Genomic DNA, 10,404 nt, shown 5'->3' on the forward strand with positions numbered 1-10,404 from the left:
CGCCAGGAGGGCCGGTCGACCGCGGACGCGCCTCGGAGTGACACCGCGCGCGGTACGGACCCGGCCGCTGAGCCGGAGGAATCGAACAAGCAGGGGGAGGCATCTCGTGGGCGCTGACCGCGAGGGGGGCGCCCGGCGAAAGCCGGCACGCGCGGCGGCGTACGTCGCGTGTGGCGTCGTAGTGCTGGCGGGATGTGCCTCGATGCCGGACAGCGGGGACCTCCGGGGTGTCGAGTCGACGCCGCGACAGGACACCCAGGTGCGGGTTTTCGCGATGCCTCCCCGGGAGGACGCGACGCAGGGGGAGATCGTGCAGGGCTTCCTGGAGGCGCTGACCAGCGACGATCCGAGCTACAAGACGGCACGCCTGTACCTGACCGCCAAGGCGGCGCGGGGCTGGCAGCCGGAGGCGTCCACCACGGTGCTCGCCGACGGGCCGAGCACGGAGATCGTCCGTCCCCCCGGCGGACGGGAGGACAGCGACGCCTTCACGTACACACTGACCGGTGACCGGGTCGCCACGGTGGACTCGCAGCAGGCGTACTCGCCGGCGGACGGGCAGTACAGCCAGCGGGTGCACCTGGCGAAGGACGCGAAGAGCGGGCAGTGGCGTATCGACGGGCTGCCGCAGGGCGTCGTCATGGGCAGCTCGGACTTCCAGCGCAACTACATGTCGGTCAACAAGTACTACTTCGCGTCGAACACGACGGCCGGGACGACCCCGCAGCCGATCGCCGTGGCGGACCCCGTGTTCGTACGGCGGCGGGTGGACCCCATGACGCAGATGGTGCGTTCGCTCCTCAGCGGGCCCACCAGCTGGCTCGGGCCCGTGGTCAGGTCGAGCTTCCCCACCGGGACGGCCCTGCGCAAGGGGGTCACCTCGCTGACCCCCGACGACCAGAACAAACTGACGGTCCCGTTGAACCAGAAGGCCTCGCGGGTGGGGCTGGCCCGGTGCAACGAGATGGCGACCCAGATCCTCTACACGCTTCAGACCATGACCCCCACGGTGGACGAGGTCGAGCTGCAGGCTGCCAACGGCGCACAGCTGTGCGTGTACTCCGAGAACAACGCGGAGTCCCTCGTGGCACGCGGCCCCGTGAACCACCCCGTGTACCTGTACTTCCTCGACGACAAGCACCGGGTTGTGCGGATACCCGGCGGCAGCAGAGGCACGCACACCGAGGCGGTACCAGGTGCCCTGGGCGAGGGCACCAAGCAGCTGGGGTCGGTGGCGGTGTCGCGTGACGAGGAGAGAGGGGCCGGGGTCAGTCTCGACGGGAAGTCGCTCTACGTCGGGTCGATGGTGTCGGGCGCGTCGCTCGGGGACCCCGTGCTGACCAGCCAGGGCAAGACGGCGGCCGACCGGCTGACGGCTCCCAGCTGGGATGTGCAGGGCGACCTCTGGGTGGCCGACCGGGACCCGAAGAACCCCCGGCTGCTCCTGCTGCAGCAGGGCGCCGGCGAGCCGATCGCGGTCGACACCCTGGGGCTGGACGGCCGGATCGAGTCGGTTCGGGTGGCGGCCGACGGGGTGCGGATCGCGCTCGTCGTGGAGAAGAACGGCAAGCGGTCCCTGCTGATCGGGCGGATCCAGCGGAGCGGGGCTACCGGGGAGCAGCCGGTGATCTCGGTCCTCGAACTGCGTTCCGCGACCCCGGACCTGGAGGAGATCACGGCCATGTCGTGGGCCGGGGACAGCCGGCTCGTGGTGGCGGGGCGCGCGAAGGACGGCGTGCAGCAGATGAGGTACGTCCAGGTCGACGGCTCCACACCGGAAGGTCCGGCGCCCACGTCCCTGACCGGCGTGAAGGAGATCGCCGCGTCCGAGGACGACAAGCTTCCGCTGGTGGCTTACTCGGAGGACGGGATCGTACGGCTGCCGACCGGGGCGCAGTGGCAGCAAGTGGTCAAGACGGGGTCGGCACCGGTTTACCCGGGGTAAGGATGATCGCTGGTCCAACTGGGTTGAGGTGCTTGCCGGTTGATCTGGGGTGAGGGGCGCTCGCTGTCCGGATCCATGCGGCGTGCGGTGCTCGCCGGTGGACCCGAGGCACGTGCCCGTCGATCTCGGGTGAGGCAGTGAAGAGCGGCCGTCTTCGGCCGGGCTGAGGCTCGGCAGGAGGCGGCCGTTCGTGTGTTCCGGGGCGGACCCGCACTCGTGTGGGGGACGGCTGTCCGCGGTGGCGCGGAGTTGTCCACAGGCAGGCGTCCATCGGTTGTCCACAGGGGTGGCCGGTCGGCGAGGGCGTTGGCACAGTGGTGGGCATGCGGGGGTGGTGGCGGGACCTCACGGATCTGGTGCTGCCGGCCGAGTGCGGAGGCTGCGGGATGCCTCGTACGGTGCTCTGCCCGGAGTGCCGTGCCGCCCTGAGCGGGGCCGTACCGAGCCGGGTGCGACCGGTGCCCGAGCCGTCCGGGCTGCCGGCGACGTATGCGGCGGTTCCTTACGCGGACGAGGTGCGCGCGGTGCTCCTCGCCCACAAGGAACGAGGCTCGCTGGCCCTCGCGGGGCCGCTGGGCGCGGCTCTCGCGGGCGCTGTCCGGGCGGGGCTCCGGGAGTGCCGGGTGCGGGGCCATGGGGCTGTGACGGGGCAGGGCGGGGGTTTGGCGGGGCAACGTGGACGTTTGGCGGGGCTGGACGGGGACTGGGTGCCGGGACTCGGTGAGCCGAGGGAGGAGAGTGATGAGGGCAGCGAGGGCGAGTGGGGGGACTGGGCCGAGGAGGTGGCAGCGGGAGTGCAGCAGGCACCCGCGGGGCGACACGGGCCGGTGGTAGGCGACGTCCGGTTCCGGAGCGGTGCCGAGGCGCCGGTGTTGCTTGTTCCCGTGCCCTCCGCACGTGGGGTGGTGCGGGCTCGCGGGCATGATCCGGCGCGGCGGATCGCCCTGGCGGCGGCGGGGGAGTTGCGGCGGAGCGGGACGCCGGCCCGGGTGGTGGCCGTGCTGCGGCAGCGGCGGTGGGTGGCCGACCAGTCGGGGCTCAACTCCCGGCAGCGGCTGGACAATCTCGCCGGTGCCCTGGAAGTGGTCGCGGGTGGTGCCCGGCTGCTGGTCGGCGGTCCGGTCGTGCTCGTCGACGACCTGATGACGACGGGCGCCTCGTTGCGGGAGGCGGCGCGTGCCGTGCGTGAGGCGATCACCTGCGATGGGCCAGGAGGAGCAGTTGGAGCACCCGCGGCTGTGTACGCGGGTGTGTCCCGGGAAGGCAGAGGGGAACAGATGCAGGCATCAAAGGAGAAGGGGCGACACATGGCACTCAGTGCACCGGGAATCGTGGGTGTGAACGGCCCTGGTGACCTGATCTGCGCGGCTGTGATCGCGGCATCGCCAGATTCCTTCGAAATAAACCGGAACTGACTGCAAACTTGCGTCGTTGCAGGTAACAACAGGGCCAATTCACCTGAACGGAGGTACGCCGCAGTAGAGGGTGACGACATCCGTCCGGGCGAGATATGTTCGGTTGTGAGAGAAAGGCGCAGGCCGCACCTCTCCTATCCGAATGCCGTGCTGCGGGTTTTCTGCAATCACCCGCGGCCATGGGGTGGAGATCTTGCCCATGGGGGAGGAGGAGGTGGAAGTCACCGAGTCCGAGGTTCCGGGGTGACCGGAGCCTGGTGCAAAAGGGAGACGCTCCGCAGCGAAGCGGAGTGATCCGGGAACGGAGTTCTGCGTGGACATCGTCGTCAAGGGCCGCAAGACCGAGGTGCCCGAGCGGTTCCGCAAGCACGTGGCCGAGAAGCTGAAGCTGGAGAAGATCCAGAAGCTCGACGGCAAGGTGATCAGCCTCGACGTCGAGGTGTCCAAGGAGCCCAACCCCCGACAGGCCGACCGTTGCGACCGAGTGGAGATCACGCTCCGCTCCCGCGGTCCGGTGATCCGGGCGGAGGCATCGGCCAACGATCCGTACGCGGCGCTCGACCTCGCGGCGGAGAAGCTGGATGCCCGGCTGCGCAAGCAGCACGACAAGCGTCACACGCGCCGCGGTGCCCGTCGGCTCACGGCCGCCGAGGTCCCCGACCACGTCCCGGGCGCGGCGACGCTCAACGGCAACGGCCACGCCGTCCCGGACGAGCAGTCGGACGGTGTGCCCACCAAGAAGATCGGCTCGCTGGAAGTGAAGGGCGAAGGCCCCCTCATCGTCCGCGAGAAGACCCACGTCGCCTCTCCGATGTCCCTGGACCAGGCCCTCTACGAGATGGAACTGGTCGGACACGACTTCTACCTGTTCGTCGACTCCGAGACCAAGGAACCGAGTGTCGTCTACCGGCGGCACGCCTACGACTACGGCGTCATCCACCTCAGCACCGACCCGATGGTCACCCAGGCGCAACCGCCCGCGGCGGGCGGCACGCTGGGCGGCTGACCCAACCGGCGACAGCTGAGCCGGTGCCCCTGGAGCGCGTGTGCGCCCCCAGGGGCACCGGTGTGCGACCACTTCGCGCCCCGCTCCGTGACCGCACTGTCGTCCAGGCATGGAATCATGGCCGCACAGCGCCCAACCGGTGGGCCGCTGCCTTGGGTTGGCGATGGCGCAGGACCACAGGCCACAGCCTTCAGGGGGAGGAACGATGGCGGACAGCTTCGGACCGATGCAGGTCGAGGATGCCGACGGCGGCGTCGTCGGCATGGGCCCGGAAGCGGGCTCGACACGCAAGGAGCCGATCAGAGTCCTTGTCGTGGACGACCACGCCCTCTTCCGCCGAGGCCTGGAGATCGTGCTGGCGGCCGAGGAGGACATCCAGGTCGTCGGCGAGGCGGGCGACGGCGCCGAGGCCGTGGACAAGGCCGCCGACCTGCTGCCGGACATCGTCCTGATGGACGTACGGATGCCGAAGCGGGGCGGGATCGAGGCGTGCACCTCCATCAAGGAGGTGGCGCCCAGCGCGAAGATCATCATGCTGACGATCAGTGACGAAGAGGCCGATCTCTACGACGCGATCAAGGCGGGTGCGACGGGATATCTCCTCAAGGAGATCTCGACCGACGAGGTGGCCACCGCCATTCGCGCCGTGGCCGACGGACAGTCGCAGATCAGCCCCTCCATGGCGTCGAAACTGCTCACCGAGTTCAAGTCGATGATCCAGCGCACCGACGAGCGCCGATTGGTGCCCGCGCCGCGGCTCACCGACCGTGAGCTGGAGGTTCTCAAACTCGTCGCCACCGGTATGAACAACCGCGATATCGCCAAGCAGTTGTTCATCTCCGAGAACACCGTGAAGAACCATGTGCGCAACATCCTGGAGAAGCTGCAGCTGCACTCCAGGATGGAGGCCGTCGTCTACGCGATGCGGGAGAAGATCCTCGAAATCCGGTGACCCTCACGCCAGCAGGCGCAGGAGTTCTCCGGCGAGGGGCCCGCGCAGTTCGGGGGCGTCGACCCGCTCCACGCGTACGTCTGTGCAGTCCACCCAGCTCGCGGCCTCGACCAGCGCCTGCGCCACGGACGGGACGGCCTTCGCGCCGTCCAGGGCGACCTGCTTGGCCACCAGGGTGCGGCCCTCCCGCGCCGGGTCGACGCGGCCGACCAACTGGCCGCCGGCGAGGACCGGCATCGCGAAGTAGCCGTGGATCCGCTTCGGTTTGGGGACGTAGGCCTCCAGGCGGTGGGTGAAGCCGAAGATCCGCTCCGTGCGTGCCCGCTCCCAGATCAGGGAGTCGAACGGCGACAGGAGCGTGGTGCGATGCCGACCGCGCGGGGCGGTCTCCAAGGCCGCCGGGTCGGCCCAGGCCGGCTTGCCCCAGCCCTCCACCGTGACCGGGACCAGACCCGAGTCGGCGATCACCGCGTCGACCTGCTCGCCCTTGAGGCGGTGGTAGTCGGCGATGTCCGCGCGCGTGCCGACGCCCAGCGACTGGCCCGCCAGGCCTACCAGACGGCGAAGGCACTCCGTGTCATCCAGCTCGTCGTGCAGCAGCTGATCCGGGATCGCGCGCTCGGCGAGGTCGTACACCCGCTTCCAGCCGCGGCGCTCCACGCACACCACCTCGCCGTACATGAGCGCGCGCTCCACGGCGACCTTGGCGCCGGACCAGTCCCACCACTCGCTGGTGCGCTTGGCGCCGCCCAATTCGGTGGAGGTGAGGGGGCCTTCGGCGCGGAGCTGCTTGATGACCTGGTCGTAGGTGCCGTCCGGGAGGTCGTGGTTCCAGTGCGGTCGGCCGCGGTAGGCGCGGCGGCGGAAGGCGAAATGGGGCCACTCCTCGACGGGGAGGATGCAGGCCGCGTGGGACCAGTACTCGAAGGCGTGCGTCTGGGTCCAGTACGCGTCCTCGACCGTCTTGCGGGGGACGGCGCCGAGGCGGGCGTACGGGATCAGTTCGTGGGAGCGGGCGAGGACCGAGATGGTGTCGAGCTGGACCGCGCCGAGATGGCGGAGCACGCCGCGCACGCCCGCGCGGCGGTCGGGGGCACCGAGGAAACCCTGTGCGCGCAGGGCGATGCGGCGGGCGTCGGCTGCCGACAGGTCGGTCGTGGGGCGCGGGGCACTCGTCATGTCTCCGCACGATAGAGGGTGCCACTGACAACGCGTGCTGACCTGCGGATTCGCGGCGCTACGGCTGGGCGGGCAGGTACGGCGCGGTCGAGGGCAGGCCCAGGTCGGACGGGAGCAGGGAGGCGACCCAGCAGTCCCGTCGTACGCCCTTGTTGTTGATCGCGGAGCGGAGCGTGCCCTCGACGGTGAAACCGGCGTGCTCGGCGACTGCGCGGGAGCCCTTGTTGCCGACCTCCGCGCGCCATTCGACGCGGTCGATCGACAGCCGGGTGAACGCCCAGCGGGAGACGGCGACGGTCGCCTCGGTGATGTAGCCGTTGCCCCGGTACTGCTTCGTGGCCCAGAAGCCGACCTCGCCGACGCCCAGGGAACGCATCGTGATGGCGAGCATGCCCACCAACTCCCCTTCGGGGAGAAAGACACCGAAGGTGAACATCGAACAGTTCGCCCAGCCCTCGGGGACCAACTGCTCGGTGAAACTCCGCGCGTGCTCCGGGAGGTAGGGCGAGGGGATCGTCGTCCAGCGCTGGATCTCGGGGTCCTGGGCGGCGGAATACACGACATCGGTGTCCTGCGGGCCGACGCTGCGCAGGAGGAGACGGTCGGTCGTGAGCGTGACGGGTTCCATCGGCCGATTCTGCTCGGGGGCGCACAAGGACGCCATGCTTTTGCGCTGTGTGAGCGAGTGATCACATTTCGCGCAATTCCTCGGAACGACGCGGCACCATCGGCGACCCCCGGCCGTTGTCCCCTTTGAAGCGTTTTTGAAGTAGTGGACGGTCGGCGTCCCCGGCAGGCTCCCGGCGTGGCGGGGTCCTCGCATACGATGGCCGTTGCTCAGCCATGTCATTGGAAACCGACCGTCCCAGGCCCGACCGGCAAGGAGACCAACCCCCGTGTCCGTCCTCTCGAAGATCATGCGTGCAGGCGAAGGCAAGATCCTGCGCAAACTGCACCGCATCGCGGACCAGGTCAACTCCATCGAAGAGGACTTCGTCGACCTCTCCGACGCCGAGCTGAAGGCCCTCACCGAGGAGTACAAGCAGCGCTACATCGATGGTGAGACCCTGGACGACCTGCTGCCCGAGGCGTTCGCCACCGTGCGCGAGGCCGCCAAGCGCGTCCTCGGCCAGCGTCACTACGACGTGCAGATGATGGGCGGCGCGGCCCTGCACCTCGGCTACGTCGCCGAGATGAAGACCGGCGAGGGCAAGACCCTGGTCGGCACCCTGCCCGCGTATCTGAACGCCCTCTCCGGAGACGGCGTCCACATCATCACGGTCAACGACTACCTGGCCGAGCGCGACTCCGAGATGATGGGCCGCATCCACAAGTTCCTGGGCCTTGAGGTCGGCTGCATCCTCGCCAACATGACGCCGACCCAGCGTCGCGAGCAGTACGCGTGCGACATCACCTACGGGACGAACAACGAGTTCGGCTTCGACTACCTGCGCGACAACATGGCGTGGTCGCAGGACGAACTGGTGCAGCGCGGCCACAACTTCGCGATCGTCGACGAGGTCGACTCCATCCTCATCGACGAGGCCCGTACGCCGCTGATCATCTCCGGCCCGGCCGACCAGGCCACCAAGTGGTACGGCGACTTCGCCAAGCTGGTCACCCGCCTGAAGAAGGGCGAAGCCGGCAACTCGCTCAAGGGCCTGGAGGAGACGGGTGACTACGACGTCGACGAGAAGAAGCGCACGGTAGCCATCCACGAGGGCGGTGTCTCCAAGGTCGAGGACTGGCTGGGCATCGACAACCTCTACGAGTCGGTGAACACCCCGCTGGTGGGCTACCTGAACAACGCCATCAAGGCGAAGGAGCTCTTCAAGAAGGACAAGGACTACGTCGTCATCGACGGCGAGGTCATGATCGTCGACGAGCACACCGGCCGTATCCTCGCCGGCCGCCGCTACAACGAGGGCATGCACCAGGCGATCGAGGCGAAGGAAGGGGTGGACATCAAGGACGAGAACCAGACGCTCGCCACGATCACCCTCCAGAACTTCTTCCGCCTCTACAGCAACCTCTCGGGCATGACCGGTACGGCGATGACCGAGGCCGCCGAGTTCCACCAGATCTACAAGCTCGGCGTCGTCCCGATCCCGACCAACCGGCCGATGGTCCGCAAGGACCAGTCCGACCTGATCTACCGCACCGAGGTCGCGAAGTTCGAGGCGGTCGTCGACGACATCGCCGAGAAGCACGAGAAGGGCCAGCCGATCCTCGTCGGTACGACGTCGGTCGAGAAGTCCGAGTACCTCTCACAGCAGCTCGCCAAGCGCGGCATCCAGCACGAAGTGCTGAACGCGAAGCAGCACGACCGTGAGGCGCCGATCATCGCCCAGGCCGGCCGCAGGGGCGCCGTGACGGTCGCCACGAACATGGCCGGCCGTGGTACGGACATCAAGCTCGGCGGCAACCCCGACGACCTCGCCGAGGCGGAACTGCGCCAGCAGGGCCTCGACCCCGAGGAGCACATCGAGGAGTGGGCCCAGGCCCTGCCCGCCGCCCTGGAGCGGGCCGAGCAGGCGGTCAAGGACGAGTTCGAGGAGGTCAAGGATCTCGGCGGCCTCTACGTCCTCGGCACCGAGCGGCACGAGTCGCGCCGTATCGACAACCAGCTGCGCGGTCGCTCCGGCCGTCAGGGCGACCCGGGCGAGTCCCGCTTCTACCTCTCCCTCGGCGACGACCTGATGCGGCTGTTCAAGGCCCAGATGGTCGAGCGCGTGATGTCGATGGCGAACGTTCCGGACGACGTGCCGATCGAGAACAAGATGGTCACGCGCGCGATCGCGTCCGCCCAGTCGCAGGTCGAGCAGCAGAACTTCGAGACCCGCAAGAACGTCCTCAAGTACGACGAGGTCCTCAACCGGCAGCGTGAGGTCATCTACGGCGAGCGCCGCCGCGTCCTGGAGGGCGAGGACCTGCAGGACCAGGTCGTGCACTTCATGGACGACACGATCGACGCGTACATCGCCGCGGAGACCGCCGAGGGCTTCCCGGAGGACTGGGACCTCGACCGGCTGTGGGGCGCGTTCAAGCAGCTCTACCCGGTGAAGGTCACCGTGGAGGAGCTGGAGGAGGCGGCCGGGGACCGGGCCGGTCTGACCGCCGAGTTCATCGCCGAGTCCATCAAGGACGACATCCACGAGCAGTACGAGGGGCGCGAGGAGCAGCTCGGCTCCGAGATCATGCGTGAGCTGGAGCGCCGGGTCGTGCTGTCGGTCCTGGACCGCAAGTGGCGAGAGCACCTCTACGAGATGGACTACCTCCAGGAGGGCATCGGCCTGCGCGCGATGGCCCAGAAGGACCCGCTGGTCGAGTACCAGCGCGAGGGCTTCGACATGTTCACCGCCATGATGGACGGCATCAAGGAGGAGTCCGCCGGCTATCTGTTCAACCTGGAGGTCCAGGTCGAGCAGCAGGTCGAGGAAGTCCCCGTGGAGGACGACAAGCCGTCCCTCGACAAGGAGGACACGGTGCCCGCGCAGGCGAGCGCCCGTCCCGAGATCCGCGCCAAGGGGCTCGACGCACCGCAGCGGCCGGACCGGCTGCACTTCTCCGCGCCCAGCGTGGACGGCGAGGGCGGCATCGTCGAGGGCGACTTCACCAGCGACGACGAGCCGGTGCGCTCCGAGGCGGACGGCCTCACGCGCGCGGAGCGCCGCAAGCAGGGGCGCCGGGGCAGCCGTCGCAAGAAGTGACGTCGCTCCGCGGGTCGGGCGGTGAGCCGTGGCGGGCGGCCCCTTGAGTGAGGGGTTGAGCTCGTCGGGGCCGTTTCCCGCGAGGAGATCTTGAAGGGCCGGGCATCGTGAAGGTGCCCGGCCCTTTGGCGTGTCGGCGGGCGGGTAGGGGTGCGGGCGCGTTGCGGGCAGGCGCGGGGGCGCTGTGGGTACGACGG

The 10,404-nt window shown here is 69.0% G+C and carries 7 protein-coding genes; 5 read left to right on the forward strand and 2 right to left on the reverse strand.

Features of this window, described 5'->3' with window-relative positions; all coding sequences use genetic code 11:
- Nucleotides 1-106 precede the first annotated feature (106 nt).
- The 4 genes from R6V09_RS35405 (at nucleotide 107) to R6V09_RS35420 (ending at nucleotide 5,318) form a co-directional block, all read left to right on the forward strand.
- The gene (locus R6V09_RS35405; protein WP_317885561.1) at nucleotides 107-1,945 is read left to right on the forward strand and encodes an LpqB family beta-propeller domain-containing protein; all 1,839 of its coding nucleotides are present in this window, start codon (nucleotides 107-109) and stop codon (nucleotides 1,943-1,945) included.
- 323 nt (nucleotides 1,946-2,268) lie between these two features.
- Complete coding sequence (locus tag R6V09_RS35410; RefSeq protein WP_317885562.1) at nucleotides 2,269-3,360, forward strand: ComF family protein; 1,092 nt, start codon at nucleotides 2,269-2,271, stop codon at nucleotides 3,358-3,360.
- Nucleotides 3,361-3,673: 313 nt separating this feature from the next.
- Nucleotides 3,674-4,366 (forward strand): ribosome hibernation-promoting factor, HPF/YfiA family, encoded by a 693-nt coding sequence (hpf, locus tag R6V09_RS35415; protein WP_200713180.1) that lies wholly within the window; start codon nucleotides 3,674-3,676, stop codon nucleotides 4,364-4,366.
- A 205-nt stretch (nucleotides 4,367-4,571) separates the two neighbouring features.
- Nucleotides 4,572-5,318, forward strand: coding sequence for a response regulator transcription factor (locus R6V09_RS35420; RefSeq protein ID WP_317885563.1), 747 nt, complete (start codon nucleotides 4,572-4,574; stop codon nucleotides 5,316-5,318).
- A gap of 3 nt (nucleotides 5,319-5,321) precedes the next feature.
- On the opposite strand, the gene R6V09_RS35425 is transcribed toward R6V09_RS35420, so the two are convergent.
- On the reverse strand, nucleotides 5,322-6,497 hold the full coding sequence (locus R6V09_RS35425; protein WP_317885564.1) for a winged helix-turn-helix domain-containing protein: 1,176 nt from the start codon (nucleotides 6,495-6,497) through the stop codon (nucleotides 5,322-5,324).
- A 58-nt stretch (nucleotides 6,498-6,555) separates the two neighbouring features.
- Complete coding sequence (locus R6V09_RS35430) at nucleotides 6,556-7,125, reverse strand: GNAT family N-acetyltransferase (RefSeq protein ID WP_317885565.1); 570 nt, start codon at nucleotides 7,123-7,125, stop codon at nucleotides 6,556-6,558.
- A gap of 268 nt (nucleotides 7,126-7,393) precedes the next feature.
- On the opposite strand from R6V09_RS35430, the gene secA reads away from it, so the two are divergent.
- The gene (secA, locus tag R6V09_RS35435; protein ID WP_317885566.1) at nucleotides 7,394-10,207 is read left to right on the forward strand and encodes a preprotein translocase subunit SecA; all 2,814 of its coding nucleotides are present in this window, start codon (nucleotides 7,394-7,396) and stop codon (nucleotides 10,205-10,207) included.
- Nucleotides 10,208-10,404: the final 197 nt, after the last annotated feature.

Origin of the sequence: Streptomyces sp. W16 (assembly GCF_033194735.1) — a bacterium.
Lineage (GTDB): Bacteria > Actinomycetota > Actinomycetes > Streptomycetales > Streptomycetaceae > Streptomyces.

What these genes read in the sequence shown, in the direction of transcription:
- R6V09_RS35410 (WP_317885562.1), top strand. Translation starts at nt 2,269, where the DNA reads ATGCGGGGGTGGTGGCGGGACCTCACGGATCTGGTGCTGCCGGCCGAG.
- R6V09_RS35420 (WP_317885563.1), top strand. Translation starts at nt 4,572, where the DNA reads ATGGCGGACAGCTTCGGACCGATGCAGGTCGAGGATGCCGACGGCGGC.
- R6V09_RS35425 (WP_317885564.1), bottom strand. Translation starts at nt 6,497, where the DNA reads ATGACGAGTGCCCCGCGCCCCACGACCGACCTGTCGGCAGCCGACGCC.
- R6V09_RS35430 (WP_317885565.1), bottom strand. Translation starts at nt 7,125, where the DNA reads ATGGAACCCGTCACGCTCACGACCGACCGTCTCCTCCTGCGCAGCGTC.